The sequence below is a fragment of the Terrimonas pollutisoli genome (assembly GCF_029360765.1).
Classification (GTDB): Bacteria; Bacteroidota; Bacteroidia; order Chitinophagales; family Chitinophagaceae; genus Terrimonas_B; species Terrimonas_B pollutisoli.
The window spans coordinates 93,162-111,534 of record NZ_JARKNA010000004.1 but is presented as its reverse complement, the minus strand read 5'-3'; the positions used below and the strand labels follow the sequence as shown (position 1 = coordinate 111,534).

Here is an 18,373-nt window from a genome sequence, read left to right as displayed (position 1 = left end):
GAATTTGGTATTCTCAGGATTTCTTTTGTTTGTTTAAGTGCCGGTAACGCAACAACGCTTCGAGATAATAGTAATCGGCATATACCAGCGGCACGTCTATTTCCTGGTTATGCGGAAAACTACCCGTACAATGTTTTAGGAGGAAATAACCGTTAGAGCCGGGTTCCGCCATATATTCCCTGGAACCCAAACTTGCTAAACTGGCAACAGCAAAATTGTTGTACATTTTTCCTTGCTTGCCCAGGTAACTACTTAATTCAAACAATGCTGAAGCTACGATGGCCGCGGCCGACGCATCTCTTGGTACATAGCTCAGTTTATTGGGGTCATATTTCCAGTCGGGCTTATATCCTTTCTGGTTTACATTAAAATCCCAATAGGGTATTTTATCCTTTGGCAGGTTGGGATGATTGATGTAGAAATCGGCCAATTTTTTGGCCAGGTTCAAATACTTTTTGTCGCCTGTTTCCCTGTACGTCATGGTGTACCCGTAAATGGCCCATGCCTGCCCCCTGGCCCAGGTAGAATTGTCGGCATAACCCTGGCAGGTTTGGCGGTTTAACACTTTGCCAGTAAGTGTATCGTAGTTTACAACATGGTACGAACTGAAATCAGGGCGGAAATGATTTTCCATTGTTACGTCGGCATGGCGAATCGCAATTTTCCTGTACGAAGGATCACCGGTTACTTTTGAAGCAAAAAACAACAGTTCCAGGTTCATCATATTATCGATAATAACCGGGAAATGCCACATGGTATGGCCATCCCACGACAGGCGGGAATTCCACGATTCAATACACCCTACTTTCGGATTAAACCTTGTGGCCAGTGACTTGGCCGACTGAATGAGTATTTTTTTATAATCTTCGTTTTTTGTAACCCGGTAAGCGTTGCCATAGCTGCAATACATCATGAACCCAAGATCGTGGTGGCTGGTATTATATTGATTGTTTTCCAGGCTCTCGGTCCACTTAATAGCTTCCTTCTTCCATGAAGTATCTTTTGTTCCTTCATATAAATACCAAAGAGAGCCTGGGAAAAAACCACCTGTCCAGTCGGATATTGGCACATACATCGTCTGGCCATTTTTATCGATGGTACGAGGATACTGAGTAAAATCTTTAGAATGAAGCAGCATATCAGCATATTGCCTTTCTGCTGTTCTAAACACTTTTCCGACAAACTCTTTATCTTTTTCAGATTTTGGCTTGGGTATAAAAGCATAAAGGAGGATAATACCAATAAGCAGGAGCCCAAACTTCAGGAATTGATTTTTTTTCATTTGCATATCGTCAATCGTTAAAAAGTGACTAATGAATACTTAAAACGGGATATACAAATCTTGTATTTACTGAGAATACCGAGAGGGCAGAAACATCTCAAAAAAGGGGTATTTTTTTATTCCGGCGCGGCCTTTTGATATTTTTAATTATCACCCCAGGTAGTCAGATGGCGATTTACCGAAAAACTTTTTAAATTCTTTGCTGAAGTATTTGCGATCGCTAAACCCCACTTCCCAGGCTACCTCGGAGATGTTCATCTTATCATGTGTAAGAAGCAATGCTGCTTTTTTAAGCCGCATAGATTTTATAAACTCACCTATAGGTATTTTTACAAGTGCACTAAACTTTTTATAAAGAACGGCTTTACTCATCCCTACTTCCTTTGCAAGATCAGGCACATTAAATTCTGATTTACTAAGGTTCTGCTCTATAATACTCATGAGCCTTTCCATAAATTTTTTATCTACGGTTCCAACTTCCACATCCAATGGTTGCAAAAATATTTTCTGGCTGTAACGTTGTCTTAGTACTTCTTTCGACTTCAACAAATTGCTGATATAAGTTTGCAAAACCTGTATACTAAATGGCTTGGTAAGGTATACATCGGCACCGCTTTCAAGCCCTTCGAGCTGTTGCTCTACTGCAATCTTTGCCGTGAGCATTATTACAGGTATGTGGCTGGTACGTTCATCTTGTTTCAGGTTGCGACAAAATTCATTGCCATCCATTTCAGGCATAATTACATCCGTAATGATCAGGTCGGGAAGTTCTGATACTGCAATCTCCCAGCCTTTCAAACCATTCTCCGCTTCCAACACGGCGTAATCTGTTTCAAGACAGATTTTTACAAACTCTCTTATTTCATCCGTGTCTTCTATAATTAAAATTCTGTTTTGGTTCATACAGCAGTTTTATTGGAAGTCGGTTAATCTCGGATCATATAACTGTCGTTAAAATGCTCTTTTCCGGGAAGTAAGGTAACAACAAACCGGGTTTCCTGTTTATTTGTAGTGGGATTTATCTGGCTGGTAAAACTTAGTTTTCCTTTGTGTAATTCCACCAGGCTTTTTGAAAAAGCAAGTCCTATTCCCGATCCGATATTTTTAACAGACCCCGAATCGGCCTGGTAAAAGTCAGTAAAAATTTTGTCCTGGCTTTCTTTTGGAATACCGATCCCGTCATCAGAAACAATAATGTTTACTGTTTCATTTTCACCTGGATTTATTGCAATTGAAACATTTCCTTCTTCAGCAGTAAATTTTAATGCGTTCGAAAGCAGATTTGTAATAACAATTTCCAAATGATGTGGATCGAAATAAACAGGAATATTCTTCTCTTCACTTTCAAATTTAAAATTGATCTTTTTTTCGGAGGCTACTTGCGTAAACTTATCAAAAACAGATTGTACAAACTCTACAATATTGGCTGTTTTGATCTTTAACTGCGTGTACCCTGCATCAGCCTTTCTGAAGTCGAGCAAGTCATTGGTCAGTTTCAATAATCGTTGAGCATTACTCGTAATTGTTGCCAGCATTTTCTTAGCTGTGGGGTTACCTGCGTAAACATTTTGAAGCATTTCAGCAGGACCTACTATCAATGTAAGCGGCGTTCTTATTTCGTGTGAGATATGGGTAAAGAAATCTACTTTCATCTGGTGCAATTCCTGTTGCTTAATGTTTGTCATATGCTCATACCGGATCTTACGTTTCAATGCTGTTCTTGAAACAAAGAAATAAATGATACCTGTTGCGAGCAGCAATAGAAAGAGTACATACAGTGTGTAAGCCCACCAGGTTTTCCATGGTGGAGGAAGTATCTTCACAGTGAGCATGTGAGATTCATTATTCCATACGCCATCATTATTGGCAGCTTTAATCAGCAAGCGGTATTTTCCCGGTTGCAAATTTGTAAATACAGCATGATGATCATTTGTATAAACCCAGCTTTTGTTATAACCATCCAGCATATACGCCGATTTGTTTTTTAAGGGCTTGATAAAATTCAATACCGCATAATCGAGTGTAAGCACGTTTTGATTATAGCGAAGCGTGAGCTCTTTCACATCTGCAATACTTTGCTTTAGTATTCCGGAAGAATCCCTGCTGTTGATCGTTTCCCCGTTAATACTTAACCCTGTCAACTCAACGTTTGGTTCTTCCAGGTTCATTTTAATTTGTTGCGGATCAAATTCTACCAAACCTTTATAGCCCCCAAAATAAATATGCCCTTTACTGTCTTTGAAAAAAGAACGAAAGTTGAACACATTGCCGGGCAATCCATCATACGTATTAAATAAATAAAATTTTGCCCTGGCAGCATCAAAACAGTTGATTCCTTTTTCTGTACTGATCCACAAATTATCCTGGTTATCGGCAACAATACCAACTACTTTATTTCCAGCCAAACCACTGGCTTCCGTGTATATAGTAATTTTTTTCTGCGTAAGATGAAATGATGCCAGCCCAACATGTGTTCCAATCCATATTACACCGTTTTTATCTTCGGCCAGGCAATTAATAACATCCGATTGTAATTGGTCCTCGTTATTACCTTGAAAAAAATGAATCAGCTTGTTGCTTGCAAACTCCAACATAAATAAACCATGCCCGGTTCCTATCCACATATTCCGTTTCGAATCTTCCAGCAAGCAGTTAATACCTATTGTAGGCATCTTCTTCCCGGGGTAAACAGATTCAAATTCTGCAACCTTGTTTTTTTGGAAATCATAAATACTAATGCCTGCATCCTCTGTTCCAATCCATACACGGTTCTTATGATCTTTTGCTAAACAAAGTACCTTATCTGAATGATTATTATTTTTTCCATTGCTCTTTCCAAACTCCTTAAGTTTATGTCCTGCCGGATTAAATACGTCTACTCCTCCATTATAGGTGCCCGCCCATAAATTATTTGCTTTATCTATAAGAACTGCTTTTACCAGGTTTGAACTTAAAGCTTCACGTTTGTTTGCGCCATTGGCTTTGTACCATTTGAACACATTGGCTTTACGGTCGAAATAATTCAACCCTTCTGCTTCAGTTCCTATCCAAAGATTCTTTTTTTGATCTTCAACAATTCCGCTGATAATATTACTGCTCACACTTTTTTGTGTGCCGTTACTGCTGTAAACTTTAAATGGTTTCGCAATAGCTTCTACGTAATTCAAACCACCAAAAAATGTAGCAAGCCATATGTTGCCTTGCCTGTCTTCAAAAATATCATAGATCGAGTTGAAATATAATGTCTGCGGATCGTTTGCATTACTCACATAGGATTCTGCTTTTCCAGAAATAGGATCAATAAGATTTAATCCCTTTAATGTACCAACCCATATACGGCCTTTACGATCAACATACACTTTACGTATCACGTTACTCAGGAGAGGATATTCATTATTATTCTGTGCATATTGGCGTACCTGCTGCCATTGCCGATTAAGTTTTAGTACCCCATTTCCATTTATGCCAACCCAGTAATTCTGTTGCTTGTCTTTTGCTATGGAAACAACCGACTTTCCTTGTAACATATGCCTTACATCAGAAATACTCCCGTTCTTTCCGGCTGGTAAAAAACTAACAATACCTGCATCTGTTCCTGCCATCATTCTGCCACTTTCGGTTTCAATAACTACATACACATTATTTATTCTCGAAAACTCCGTATTGTCCAGGAGAAACGGTAAAAAAACAAACGCTTCTCCCTCTTTTGTTACCCGGGTTAAGCCATTTCCTGTGCTAACCCAAACTACACCAGCCTTGTCTTTATAGAGTGAATTAATTACATTATCACTGATACTTTTTTTACTGAGAGGTTGATGATAAAAAACACGAAATGAATCGGTGTGATTATTATACAGGTAAAGACCATTGTTTGTGCCAATCCAAATTTGCTGATCATCGGCTAACAGGGAGGTAAGTTTTAAATTCGCCCCTTTTGGATTATTGGCATAAAACGACTTGAATATTTTTACCTTATTCCCATCGTACCGGTTTAGTCCATCCATTGTACCAACCCAGATAAAACCTTTTGCATCTTGCGTTATGGATAAAACAGAAGATGAAGACAGCCCATTCTCAATTGTAAAATGGTTAAACTCAAGCCGGGTTTGTGCACAAAGCACAACAGCTTGTAAAGAAACAACTATAAGCCCGAACAAACGGACAACTTGTTTAAGGAGTAAGGATGGCTTGCAGGATACTTGCAACGCAAATTCGTTTTAAGAAATTACTACGAATATAGTAAGATGCAAACAAGTGGGCATATTAATCTGAGAGTTTAGAGGTTAGGCTAGGCCTGAATTGTAGCGTGAAACCTTCTGCTCGGTTTGTACCTCAACAAATTGATGAAAAAGAATATTTGTTTCAGAGCCTGGTAACCTCATATTCTGCTAATCCCAGGTTGAACGTTATACCAATGTCGTTCAAACCGCTCAAGAAAAACTGCCAACTTCTGATGAAAAAATTGTTTAGTGTCTCTGTTTGTTATTTTTTGAAGAATGCTAATTCTGCAAATAATTGTGGACGAGCTCCTTGATGTGGAATATTGAGTTTTTGGGAAAGCGATTGAGCGTCAAACCTGATTTGAATAAATTATCCGAACTTTTTATATTTCAAGATAGATTTGAAATCTTCCTGGAAAAAATTCGAACTCTGGCTAGTCCCGGGCACGGATAACAAAAAAGGCAATTTTTAAAAAATTGCCTTTTTTGTTATCCGCCGGATTCGTTACCGCTGGTGATTTCAGTGAAAAATGAATTCCGTCCGGGAATATCAGGTATTGAAGGCCCTGTTTGCCATCCCTTTTCTACAAATCATTTTCAGGTTCGATCCCACATTATACTTTTTCACCTGCTTTCCTTTTTGAAAATAAATCCCGCTTTCCTTTAGTAGGAATGCGGGAAATATTGATTTTTTACAGAACCATCATCAAACAAATCCAGGATAGCATAGCCGGGAGGCGTTTCCTTATAATAGTATTTACCTGCGGATTCTTTATCACCTTCGCCCCACCAGAACCCGCTCATAGAGCCATTACAAAAATATTTTACACCGTTATAATCAGCATTGTCCAGCAAATGAATATGGCCGCTTAAACAATTGATTTTTTTATCCCGGTGTTTGTAGAAGAGATCGGTGATGTAGGAAGTGTCCGTATGATTACCACCCACTACATGTGTACATACGGCCAGTATGGGATAATGGCTCAGACAAATAATGGGTGTGCCGTTGGGAACAGTTTGCAAATCTTTTTCCAGCCACCTGCGTTGTTCTTCATCCAGTGATCCGGCGCTTTTATTGTTGCTATCCAATATTATAAAATGCCAGTCTTTTTTATCAAAGCTGTAATAGCGGCCGGGAGTTCCCAATTGTTTCACCACATAATCTTTACCGTACATCGCATCGTGCTTGTCTGGTGCGGCCCACCACATATCATGATTACCAAGGCAGCTATGCATCTCAAAACCATTGATCGCTTTGGTAGTTTCATGCCATATATTCCATAATTCATTTACTCTTTCACGGGTAATATCGTTGTAGTCAGCCGCGAATATTGTATCACCTCCGTTAAGGAAAAAATCAACCTGGTGATTTTTAATTTCTTCAAGGCATTTTACAAAACGGGCAGGTGCATTTTCTTCAGGCCGGATATGTACATCGGTGATATGCGCTATGCGTAAAACTCTTTTTCTTTTGACTACTTGTTCTGAAGCAGATGCAACAACGCCCTGGCCACCCAATGCAACAACCCCTACTGTTGTGCCTATCTGCTTTAATAATTCTCTCCTTTTCATAATAATTCTTTTACAAAAAAACTTATCAGCTATATTTTTTTCTTTCTATCATTATGATACTGATTGGGAAAAACGTTTTCTATTTTCTCACAACACCCTCGATTCAAAAAATGATCAGGCCTTCAATTCAGTATCTTATTATTTTTTCTTTGTCGTTTTCATTGTTAAAAACATTTCTCAAAATTTGGATCATCCAAATTTTGAGAAATCTCCCGGGAAGAGTTATTTTAATTTGGCATTGTCCGGGGACAAGTCCACCCATCGGTTTATGAGATTATGCGGACTTTCAAGCACTATTTTATAGAAGCCTGATGATTGATCGCTTACGGGTATAATAGTCTTACCTTTTTTTAACTGCACTGTTTTGATTAGTTTATAGTGATCCTTACCGCCATTTTTATAATCATTGGTGGCCGTCAGCCATATTTTTGCTTTTCCTTTTTTTTCTGCTGTTTTCCAACTGAGGATTATGTTCCCGTTTTCATAACGGGCCTGTGCTGAAGTAACCGACAGTTTTCCGGTTAATGGAATACCATCTATCTCCATCTGCTGATCACGGGGAATTATAATATCCAAAAACGAAGCAATCGAAGGCATAATATCTACAACAGCGGATTGGCCGCTTTTAAAATAACTGTTCAATCCTTTAGCGTTTGTTACTATCCATGTTGTACGTTCCCGGTCTGATTGACCGCCATGCCCCTTGCCAGTAGCTGCATCTCTGCCATGATCGGTAGTTATATAGATCTGCCAGTCTTCATCGAAATGTTTCATCCGGTATTGAATAGCCTGCCAAACAAGACCCACCTGTTTATCCATTATTTCCACTGCATCATAAAACTGTTTGCTGTCGCCATAGTGATGACCCATATCATCGGTATACTCCAGGTATACCCATGAAAGATCAGGGCTTTCTTTTTGAATGCATTCCGCCGCCTTTTTTGCAACAGCTTCATCTATCCTGTTCATAAACTTTCTTTCCCGGTCATGCGGATAATTAACAGTATCCAGTTCAAGACCATCGAAATGATAATCTACTTCGATATTATTGGTAGCTGTCAATCCCTCTCCCACCAGTTTGGTGCGATTATCCAACCAACTTGAAAATACAGCTGTTTTCTTCTCCGGTGCTTGTGCTTTAAGTAAACGAAAAATAGTAGGATAGTTATAGTTCGGTGCTACGATATCATTATCCCATACATTATGTTTATTGACCCAGGTACCTGTAAGCAAACTGTTGTAACCTACGGCAGAAATAGTAGGCGTTTGCGAATAACCATTCTTCTCTCCGCCTACATAAGCACGGGCATAACCACCTGATTTAGCTATGCTATCCAGTACAGGTGTTTTTAATTTTTCAATTACATCCGCAGGAATACCATCGGCAATAATAAACACTGCTTTCTTTTTGGTTTGAGAAAACAATTGCATGCTGATGCAAACTGCTACCAGGAGTACGCTGATTCTTTGCATAAATTGTAAAAAATATTTTTTTAACTGCTATTATTAAGTAATGAAACTATTCCGTTGCTTTATAAAAAACAGGGAAGCACATAATTGATACGGCCTCCCTGTAAACTCAAAACTAACTGCTCATTTAGTGTGTTTAATCCCAGCCAAATGATTGCGGGCCAAGATTTGGATTTAAGGTAATTTGATTGAAAGGAATAGGACGGTAATAATATTTCGGATCAATAAATTGCCGGGGCTTGTTATCAGTAACAATAGCGCCACCGCTATTACCATTTTTCAGATAGACTGTAACACCGCTTTCTCCAAAATTGCCCGCTTTATAATAAAATATACCACCCTGGGGATTAGGAGACGGAATAGAACTATTCTTATCAATCAAACCAATATCAGGAATACCATCCCCTGTAAGATCATAGTTACCTAGTCCGGGGAAATACATTCCCTCAGGTGTTTTTTCTAATTCTTTGCCGGCATGCCATCTCATCAGGTCATCAAAACGATGGCCTTCTGCAGCAAACTCTACTCTTCTCTCACGGCGAATCTCCAGTATCACTCCTTTATTAGCTCCGGATACATCCGGATATTTTGCCGCCAATACCGGATCAACATTTCCATTAGCCCATCCCAAATTGAGTGGGGTTGTTATGCCAGCCCTGCTTCTTAAAAGGTTGACAGATTTATCCAGGTCTGCCTGGGTCAACGTTTCAAGTTCAGCCAAAGCTTCTGCGTAAATCAACAACACTTCTGCAAACCGATAAGCAGGAAAGTCAACACTATTGTTCACTTTTGCATCGGTCGTATTGATATAACCTTTCAATTGGTGATATGCCGTAAAGTTTTTATTGAATCGCAGAACATAAGGTGTGGTAGCCGGAGCAAGTATTATACCGGGATACATTAGTGTTTTTGATAAACGCGGATCCCTGTTTTGAAATTCCTGCACGTAACCAAAAGTTTCATACCCTGGCTGATCGGTAAACCGGCTGCCATCTATCATCAAATATGTTTGTACAAGGTCACGGGCCGGGGACTGCTCATAGTTATTAATAACACCATTATTGCCACCATTTCGATTCAGATCCTGATCGTATATGTTAGCTAAAATAACTTCTTTGTTCCCTGCGAGGCTGGCGCTGTTAAACAGAGCGGCGTAATCGCTGTTTAACTGGAATTTACCTGATGTGATTATCTCATCAGCTACCTGTGCTGCTTTTTGCAAAAAACTATTAGCCGTGCTTTGTAAATTCAATTCAGGATGATATTTCCGATACGTGCCTTCATATAATGCAGCTCTCGCATGTACCAATTTTACTACCCACTTGCCGGGTGTACCAACAGGTACTGACTCCTTCACATGTGCAGAAGCAAATTCGAGATCAGCCATTACACTGTCGATAACAAGTGACCTTGAGTCACGGGGCTTGTATAAATCCACCGTATCGCCCGGGTTAAGTACACGGGAATACCAGGGCACATCTGAAAATCTTTTTACTTTATCTAAATAAAACTCCGCCCTGTAATACCGGGCCAGCCCTGCATAATGGTCTTTTACTTCCTGCGTTGCATCAGCCCTGCTATAATTTTGCAGAAAATAATTAATATCCCGCAGGCGGCTCCAACTCCATCCACCGGTGATATTTTGCGAATTAGGCGTGCCCGTCATCATAGATTTTATTTCCTGTGCGCCGGTAGTTGCCTTATCATCCGTATTCTGATCACTTACATAGGAACCTCTGCCAGGCAATGAAACTAACCCATTAATGTATATTGACAGGTCTTCTTCCGACTTAAAAAACAAATCGGGCGGAATAGCTGTTTGCGGAAAACGATCCATAAAGTTTTTTTTGCATGAGACAACCGCTATCATCATGCAGAGTAGTATATAAAAATTATTTTTTTTCATGTGTATATCTTTATTGCTTTTTTGTCATCCCGAAATGCTTCGGGACAGGCTATGGAATTCACCATAAAAATTTTCATCGCTATTAGAACAAGTTGCTCGTCCGCCGCGGCGGATTATGGCTCATTTCATTTTCTGATTTTTAACACTTAGAAATCAAGATTAATACCCACTGCATATTTGCGTTGGAAAGGATAAGCCCAACCATAGCCATCTGCTACGGCTTCGGGGTCAAAATATTTTTTGATTTCAGAAAATTCAAACAAGTTTTCTCCGGTAACAAATACCCGCAAACGGCTGATCTTATATCGTTTTGTCAGCGCAGCCGGCAATGTATAACCAACCGTCAGGTTTTTCACACGTAAATAGGCTGCGTTCAGCATATACTTTGTTTGCGGAAGATCCAATCCATAACGGACATCTCCGCTAGTTGTATAATTGTTATCAGCCAGCCAGGCTTGCAGCACCGGGAAATATGAATTGGTATTGGCATCCGCCAATCCGGCTGCTATATACGATTTGGAATGCCTGTCCCTATCGGCCCCGGTTTCGGAAGTGGCACGATAGAAATCAAGGTTCCAGGGATAAACACCCGCATAGGGTTGCTGGTAAGGTCCCCAATAGAGGTAATGGTGCGGATAAAAATCTTTTTTTGCTACCCCCTGCAGAAACACAGAAAAATCAAAATTATTCCAATCCATATCCAGGTTGAACCCAAACCGATACCTGGTACTGCTATTGCCTATGCGTTTTAAATCACCCGGATCTGTTTGGGTATTTCCCAATGTTATTTTTTTATCCTTGTTCTGATCTATATATTTAGGCCAGCCTTCTACAATGTCTAATGCACCCCAGGGAACAATAGCTGACTCATCAAGGCTGTTTATTTCATCCTGTGTTTTGAAATAACCATTACTCTCAAGCCCCCAGATTTCGTCGGTGTACTGGCCTACCCTGTAATCCGATAACAAAAGCAGGTCATTTTTATATCGTGTGATTTTTGTACGGGAATCAGAAAGTGTAAACCTGGCTCCGAAACCAAAAGGTTTTGAAGCTATATTAAAATTATCCCTGTAACCTACAGATAATTCAAACCCCTTTGTTGCAAGGTCGGCTGAGTTTTGTGTTGGTGCACTTGTTCCTAACACTCCCGGCAGTTCAGCAACCGGGCCCAGCATGCCTATCGTTTTGCGGACATAATAATCAAAACCAACCTGAACTTTATTTTTCAATAGACCAATATCTGTACCTACGTTAAAGGTGGTTACTTTTTCCCATGTATAAGTATCGGGGTCAACCTGTAAAAGCGGTGCCATATGAAAAGGAATCCTGGGATCCGGCTCACCGATTACAACAGGAAAAACATTATTAATAAGATAAGAAGATGGTTTGGTAGGCAACGTTTGTATATAACCAAAATCGCTTACGCTTTGGTTGCCCAGGTCGCCGTAAGATGCACGGAACTTAAGCGTAGGCACATGCCTGGTAAGGGACTGCAACAATGGCTCATCACTGGCTATCCATGCTGCGGAAACAGAAGGAAAAAATCCCCACCTGCGCTCTTTGGGGAAACGGGAAGAACCATCGCGACGGCCATTTGCTTCGATGATATACCTTCCTTTGTAAGTATAGTTAAAACGGCCAAAAATACTACGGAGTGCATAGGTAGTATAATCTGATTTAATAGCAGCAGTGCCAGTGGTTAATCCAATGTAAGGAAGGGAAGATGAGATCAGCACATCCCTTGATGCTTGTTCGTAAGACCAGATATATTCTTCCTGGTTATAACCGGCCATTAATTTAAATTCATGATCATTGCCAAGGCGCTTGGTGTAGTTAGCATAAAGATCATATACATCATGCTTCACATTGCCGTTCCTGATGGTGACGGAACCACTACCGCCTTCTTCACGGATATCAGTGGGGCCATAGCCAATTTTATATTTTTTATAGTCCTTATTATATTTCCAAAGCTCCCGTTTAAAACTGGCGCTTCCGGTAATCTGCAAGTCATTGTTTAATAAACTCACAACGCCCCTGAAGATATTATGAAAGCCAAACCGGTTTTGATCATCACGTCCACCGTTTGTTAATTGTGCACCCAATCTTCCCGCTGCGGTATTGGCCCATGTACCATCGGGGTTTTTGGCTACCTGAGTAGGCTGCAGATAATAAAGGTCGGTTATAGCGTAACTCGGAGCAGAAGAAATGGTCTGATAGACATTAAGGTTATTATCAAACTTCAACCCATTGATTGGCGTAAAATTAAGACGTGCCCTTAATCCATAGCGGTTCCAATCGTCTTTGGCCAGTTTGTTCAAACCATTCTCTTTAGTATAGTCCGTAGAAATCAGATAGCCAAAAGGTTTTCCTCTACCGATTTCAGACCCGCCACTGAAGGAAAGACTATGATTTTGTGAAGAATTTGTTTTATTAAAAAAATAGTCATTCCAGTTATTGCTGCCCATATATATCCAGCGGTTCGGATCGTTGGGATCTATCCGTGTATCTTCTACAGAAGGGTTTTCTGAACGCTCCTTTGCCCATTGATAGTGATAATCTGAATAATTTACATAATCCCATGGCGAATTATCAGTAGATGTTTCCAATACCCTGGAGTAGATATAAGGGTCAGTTACCATATCGGGTAATACCGTGCTGCGTGACCAGGAAAAATAATTATTGTAACTGATACGTTGCCTTCCCCCGCTTACGCCTTGCTTAGTAGTAATCAAAACAACTCCAAAGGCAGCACGGGCACCATAAATAGCTGCTGATGCTGCATCCCGCAATACAGTAACTGAAGCAATATCAGAAGGGTTAAGGCGAAGCATATCATCAGTAGCCGATGCTATTCCATCTATTACAATCAGTGGAGAAGCCCCACCACCTGTAAGTGTAGTAACACCCCGGACATTGATAGAAGGAGTAGAACCCGGCCTGCCTCCTGAATAGGTGATGTTAAGCCCTGGACTAAGCCCCTGCAAGCCTTGAAAAATATTGGCAATAGGTCTTTTCGCCAATTCTTTTCCCGACACCTGGTCAACGGCCCCGGTAACATTGATTTTCTTTTGAGATCCATATCCTACTACCACGACTTCGTTCATACTGTTGTCTATGGCTGTAAGCGATAAAGAGAGCGATGTCCTTCCATCCAGGGCTATTTCCTGAGTAGTATAGCCAACAAAGGAAAATACAAGTACGGCGTTCTCCGGTACTTTTAATTCAAATTCGCCTTTTGCATTTGTTGTGGTACCAAGGGTCGTATTCTTTAACTGAACGCTGACACCGGTCAATGGCTCGCCAAGACTATTCAATACTTTCCCGGTTACCATAATATCGTTGTTTTCAGAGCCGGTTGGGGCAATAACGACCAGATTATTGGCCATCATACGGTAACCCAATCTTGTATCGCCGAGTATTTCATGTAAAAGTTTATCAATGCTCCAATCGTTAGCCTCTATATTTATCCTTTTGTTCAGGGGCAGATAATCATCACTATATACAAACCGGAAGTTGGTTTCTTTTTCGATCAGAGAAAAAGCCTTTTCAAGACTGGCCCTCGAGATTTTTATAGAAATTTTCTGCGAATGTCCCGTAGCACTTACCTGCAGACAAAACATAAGCAGGAAAAAAGCTGTGAGTTTCATAATCAGAAGCAGTTTACGATAGCCTGGCTCCTTGCCAGGCCATTTTAGCAGTAGCATTTTTTGCATACCTTTGAATTGGTTGGTTAAATAAATATTGTAGCGACTTCCAGACAATACAGTATTATTACCCAATTAATCTTAGCGGGAAATGGGCCAACATTTCCCGTTTTTTATTGGTTGAAATAACTGCTGTATGTTTTGTTGACTAAGGGGGAAAGGATTCTTTCATGTTACAGTTGTTTTGGGTGAATTAATCTTTTTTGTAACGGCATTTTATTCAATCCATATCACGTTGTTGGTATCTTTCGTATAATGGAAAGTTCCTGTCGCTTCAAGAGTATATAAAATGTAATCCAGATTTTCTCCATCGTATACTCCGCTAAGTTTAACGGCTTTTCTTGCCTCATTCTTAAACCGGATATCAACGCCAAACCATTTTTCAAGCATAGCTGCAACATCCACAAGAGGTAATTTTTTAAACGCAAGTTTGTTGTTTACCCAGGCCGTTTCCAATTGCACCGTATCCTCTACCATCGTCATTTTTTCCGGGCTGATCCCGTCCAAAAGCATGGTCGGATTTTCCGTTGATTTTTCAGACTCCGCAGATGCTACCGCATTCATTGGGAGAGTAATCTTTTCGTTGGGACGCAGGCGAATGGTTCTTTTTTCTTTGCCGCTCAGGATGACTTCAACCGAGCCATGTACGAGGGCCGTTACAGCGCTATCTTCATCAGCGTAAGCTCTGACATTAAAACCAGTTCCCAATACTTTTATATAAAACGCATTGGTATGAACAAAAAACGGTTTTTTACTGTCTTCCGTTACTTCAAAATAAGCTTCGCCCTGCAGTTGAACATCTCTTGTTTTGCCGGTGAATTGTTTGGGATAATCCAGTGTACTTCCGGCGTTCAGCCAAACTTTTGAACCATCTGGCAAAACTATTTGCGAACGATCCCCTTTTTGTGTGACTAATTGCTGTTGATAGGCAATTCTTTGTTCAGCATTGTCTTTATTATCCTGGCTCCACCATCTCCAGGCAGCTAAAAAAGCAACAACGACACAGGCAGCCGCTGCGTATTGCCATATTCTCTTTATCACCCCCCGGCGACCCTGATCTGCCGGCAATGTCGGAACAACATCGTTTTCCCGCATAGCCATTGCCAGCCGCTGCTGATGATTTTCGAAAAGCCTCGATGTCTTGTCCGGCTGATAGTAAGTATAACTGTCACGCCATTCATGCCCGAGCACTTCATCGACATAGGAGACATAGGAATGCTTCTGCAGCAAAGCATGGAGTTCATCCAGTTCATCCTGCGATATTTCCCTGGAAAGTTTCTTCGCCAGTAGTTCCCAGATTCGTTCGTTTGGAAGTTTATCAGACATAGATATACAGTAAGGACAGAAATAGTAACAAAAGTTCCCTAAAGAATCCGAAAAAAAATTATCGGCGGTGCAGAAAAGCAGCAATCATGTCATCAGACATATCAAGACGGATGGTTTCAGCCACCTTTTTCACAGCGATGGTTAATTGCGCATCTACTGTTTTCGGGGAAATTTCCATCAATTCGGCCACTTCCTTGTAGCGAAGCCCATCCATTTTGATCAGACGAAAAATAAGCTGGCAACGGGCGGGGAGGCAGCGAATAGCATTTTCGATTTTCTGAGCTACCTGTGTGGATATAATATGACTTTCCACGTCCGGCACTATAGACAAAGCATCGTCATATAATGCGTCATAAGAAAGCAGTTGTTGTCTTGTCTTTTGCAGTGCATTCAGTGTCAGATTCTTTGTACACACATACAGGAATACCACCGGGTTTTCTACTCGGCCCAACAGCTCCCGTTTTTGCCAGAGCGAAATAAAAACATCAGAAACAATTTCCTCGGCCTGGTGAAAGGAACCTATGATAGACGCCGAAAAATGAATCAATCGATTGCACAAAAGCTTGTAGAGTTCTTCATAATCTTTGGTGCTGCTTTGGGAACACACATTTCTGAATAAAAGCTCTACATGTTCACTTCGACTGGTCATATGGCAAAAATAAAAACACCGCAAAACTATCTTTTGAAAACGATGTTGTCAAATGATTAATAAAGGTGTGTTTGTATCAAAATGAAAAAGTTTTCAATGGCTCAGGAGTAACAATGTCTGGTCTGCGGCAAAAACATTGAAGCAATAATTTACATTTGAAATATTTCTTTCTCTATTATTCATTAATATCACCAGAAGCTTACACAAAACCGATCATTGATCTTCTCATATTGCTTGTATCTGCACAATTTGTTATACCAAGGTACTCCCTTTACTGTATAAATAAACTACTCAAACGTTTGCGGTATTTTTAAACCTTTACAACAGCATTTCCGGGGTTAGACCTGGCCAAAGTATATCGAAAATATTTTCCTCTTCAGAAATCAAAATGCCCTTTAAGACTTTGATGATATGATTATGCCAGGAACCCAGGCTTCCTGATGATTTTTTTAAAGCCAATTAATAAATGAAAAATGATAAGATCCCGGTTGCTATTAAAACACCACCGGATATTAATCCGGCATTGTGCTCCCATTTGTGCCAGTTTAATTTTAGCAGACCCTTATAAGCAAACCTGATCCACAAAAGCATTCCGGAAATGCTTACTACGGAGTACAACAGCGCTATTGTTGCCAGTATCCACCAGCCTTTCGTACCGGCCAATAAAAAATAAGCCTCAATTTCAAGACACGGAGAAAGAAACATAGCTAAAACCAAGCCCGCAATGATTTTACTTTTTGGCTTACCAGCTACTTTCTGCTTTTGCAAATGAAAATGATGATGCACGTAGTGTTGTCTAATAAAATAAAAACCTATCAGTATTATAATGGATGGTGCAATAATGCGGGTAAAATCTTCAATAGTACTGCTTAACTCAATCCCGATTATCCCAAGAAAAATACCAATGATAACGGTACTTAGAACATGAGCCAGGCCTGCAATAAATGTGACCTTTTCCGTCTCGCTTAAATCCCAATTCTCTTTTTTCCCGATCGCAAGCACAGGTAGCCAATGACTGGGTATAATCGCATGAAGCAGACTGATTAAAAAACTTCCTATCAGGATTGAAGCCATAACTTTTTCACGAAAAATGCACGTTTAACAACATTCTTTACACCGGCAGATACGTGTTTAACAGGTAATTTTATTCCTTGTTGCAAAATACAATCGAAATTCATGCCCAAACAAATTGCAACATGTCCCTGGCCAACTCTACGAGGAAGCAGGATTTGCTATGAATCTTGTATTAAATTTTTATAATTACCTCCGGGCAAGAAAAATACATTTAGATTGCAGGCAAATCCATTTGGTAATGATCAGTGAGCTCCCGGTGCTAACAGCCACCACCCGTTTTTCCAACCGCGCCGAAAATTATGTCAAATATCGTCCCGGTTATCCCAAAGAAATCATTCCTTATTTAGAGCAAACAATTGGCCTTGCAAGGAACTGCCGCATAGCAGACATCGGATCAGGTACAGGATTATTTGCCGAGCCGTTGTTGCAACAGGGTTATAAAGTCATCTGCATCGAACCCAATGAAGAAATGAGAATTGCCGGGGAGGCAAAGCTTGGCCACTACCTGAATTTCACCAGCCGCCGGCACACCGCTGAAGCGACGGGATTGCGAAGCCGCAGCATTGATTTGATCACCGTTGCCCAGGCTTTTCACTGGATGGATATTACTGCCGCAGCGAAGGAATTTCGCCGCATCCTGAAACCTGGTGGGCATGTCGTTTTGGCCTGGAACAGTCAAAAAACCGATACGGAATTTCTCAGGTTGTATGCGGATATAAAAGAATGCTATCGCATTGATGACACTACCACATCCAGGATGGAAGAAGAAAAGATAAACAAGTTGTTTACACCGGGAGGTTTTCAAAAAACGATCTTCCCCAATGTTCAGTTGCTAAATTTCGATGCACTGAAAGGTCAATTATTATCATCATCCTATATACCCTTACCCGGGCATTCGTCGTACGAAACGATGATCTCGGCCCTGATACAATTATTTATCGCCTGCAATGAAAACGGTTTTGTCCGCATGGAATTTGAGACCACGCTATTTTCGGGAACCTTACATTAAGTGAGATTGAATCTCTATGAATGTTGAATCAATCACCTTTTCTTTTATCATGGCTTTAATGACAGCCTGCACGTAAAAAAAAAGACTTTTCACTTTCGCAGCGTATCTATTTTAGTTAGCCCGTTCATTTATACTGCAAAAGTATTTTTGGAGAATTGGTT

At 40.4% G+C, this 18,373-nt stretch carries 11 protein-coding genes; 1 reads left to right on the top strand and 10 read right to left on the bottom strand.

Annotation, left to right across the window (positions count from 1 at the left end; all coding sequences use genetic code 11):
• Positions 1 to 13: 13 nt before the first annotated feature.
• The 10 genes from P2W73_RS09125 to P2W73_RS09080 all read right to left on the bottom strand — a co-directional run bounded on the left by P2W73_RS09125 (position 14) and on the right by P2W73_RS09080 (position 17,203).
• A complete protein-coding gene (locus P2W73_RS09125; RefSeq protein ID WP_276501715.1) occupies positions 14 to 1,282 on the bottom strand; it encodes a glycoside hydrolase family 88 protein in 1,269 nt (422 codons plus the stop codon).
• A 150-nt stretch (positions 1,283 to 1,432) separates the two neighbouring features.
• The gene (locus tag P2W73_RS09120) at positions 1,433 to 2,185 is read right to left on the bottom strand and encodes a response regulator transcription factor (protein ID WP_276501714.1); all 753 of its coding nucleotides are present in this window, start codon (positions 2,183 to 2,185) and stop codon (positions 1,433 to 1,435) included.
• 23 nt (positions 2,186 to 2,208) lie between these two features.
• Entirely contained in the window at positions 2,209 to 5,439 is a 3,231-nt protein-coding gene (locus P2W73_RS09115) for a ligand-binding sensor domain-containing protein (RefSeq protein WP_276501713.1), read from the bottom strand.
• Between the two features lie 726 nt (positions 5,440 to 6,165).
• Positions 6,166 to 7,074, bottom strand: a complete 909-nt coding sequence (locus P2W73_RS09110; RefSeq protein WP_276501712.1) for a metallophosphoesterase family protein — start codon at positions 7,072 to 7,074, stop codon at positions 6,166 to 6,168.
• A gap of 222 nt (positions 7,075 to 7,296) precedes the next feature.
• Entirely contained in the window at positions 7,297 to 8,547 is a 1,251-nt protein-coding gene (locus P2W73_RS09105; RefSeq protein WP_276501711.1) for an alkaline phosphatase family protein, read from the bottom strand.
• Positions 8,548 to 8,680: 133 nt separating this feature from the next.
• Entirely contained in the window at positions 8,681 to 10,381 is a 1,701-nt protein-coding gene (locus P2W73_RS09100; RefSeq protein WP_276501710.1) for a RagB/SusD family nutrient uptake outer membrane protein, read from the bottom strand.
• A 215-nt stretch (positions 10,382 to 10,596) separates the two neighbouring features.
• A complete protein-coding gene (locus P2W73_RS09095) occupies positions 10,597 to 14,097 on the bottom strand; it encodes a SusC/RagA family TonB-linked outer membrane protein (protein ID WP_276501709.1) in 3,501 nt (1,166 codons plus the stop codon).
• Between the two features lie 273 nt (positions 14,098 to 14,370).
• Positions 14,371 to 15,480, bottom strand: coding sequence for a FecR family protein (locus tag P2W73_RS09090; protein ID WP_276501708.1), 1,110 nt, complete (start codon positions 15,478 to 15,480; stop codon positions 14,371 to 14,373).
• A gap of 58 nt (positions 15,481 to 15,538) precedes the next feature.
• Positions 15,539 to 16,129 (bottom strand): sigma-70 family RNA polymerase sigma factor, encoded by a 591-nt coding sequence (locus tag P2W73_RS09085; protein WP_276501707.1) that lies wholly within the window; start codon positions 16,127 to 16,129, stop codon positions 15,539 to 15,541.
• A gap of 459 nt (positions 16,130 to 16,588) precedes the next feature.
• On the bottom strand, positions 16,589 to 17,203 hold the full coding sequence (locus P2W73_RS09080) for a cytochrome c biogenesis protein CcdA (protein ID WP_276501706.1): 615 nt from the start codon (positions 17,201 to 17,203) through the stop codon (positions 16,589 to 16,591).
• 238 nt (positions 17,204 to 17,441) lie between these two features.
• Here P2W73_RS09080 and P2W73_RS09075 point away from each other — a divergent pair, with 238 nt between their 5' ends.
• A complete protein-coding gene (locus tag P2W73_RS09075) occupies positions 17,442 to 18,212 on the top strand; it encodes a class I SAM-dependent methyltransferase (RefSeq protein ID WP_276501705.1) in 771 nt (256 codons plus the stop codon).
• The last annotated feature ends 161 nt before the right edge of the window (positions 18,213 to 18,373 follow it).

Bases quoted from the DNA above. Each gene is read 5' to 3' on its own strand.
- P2W73_RS09120 (WP_276501714.1), bottom strand. From the start codon at position 2,185: ATGAACCAAAACAGAATTTTAATTATAGAAGACACGGATGAAATAAGA.
- P2W73_RS09075 (WP_276501705.1), top strand. From the start codon at position 17,442: ATGATCAGTGAGCTCCCGGTGCTAACAGCCACCACCCGTTTTTCCAAC.
- P2W73_RS09085 (WP_276501707.1), bottom strand. From the start codon at position 16,129: ATGACCAGTCGAAGTGAACATGTAGAGCTTTTATTCAGAAATGTGTGT.
- P2W73_RS09080 (WP_276501706.1), bottom strand. From the start codon at position 17,203: ATGGCTTCAATCCTGATAGGAAGTTTTTTAATCAGTCTGCTTCATGCG.
- P2W73_RS09095 (WP_276501709.1), bottom strand. From the start codon at position 14,097: ATGAAACTCACAGCTTTTTTCCTGCTTATGTTTTGTCTGCAGGTAAGT.
- P2W73_RS09110 (WP_276501712.1), bottom strand. From the start codon at position 7,074: ATGAAAAGGAGAGAATTATTAAAGCAGATAGGCACAACAGTAGGGGTT.
- P2W73_RS09090 (WP_276501708.1), bottom strand. From the start codon at position 15,480: ATGTCTGATAAACTTCCAAACGAACGAATCTGGGAACTACTGGCGAAG.
- P2W73_RS09100 (WP_276501710.1), bottom strand. From the start codon at position 10,381: ATGGATCGTTTTCCGCAAACAGCTATTCCGCCCGATTTGTTTTTTAAG.
- P2W73_RS09105 (WP_276501711.1), bottom strand. From the start codon at position 8,547: ATGCAAAGAATCAGCGTACTCCTGGTAGCAGTTTGCATCAGCATGCAA.
- P2W73_RS09125 (WP_276501715.1), bottom strand. From the start codon at position 1,282: ATGAAAAAAAATCAATTCCTGAAGTTTGGGCTCCTGCTTATTGGTATT.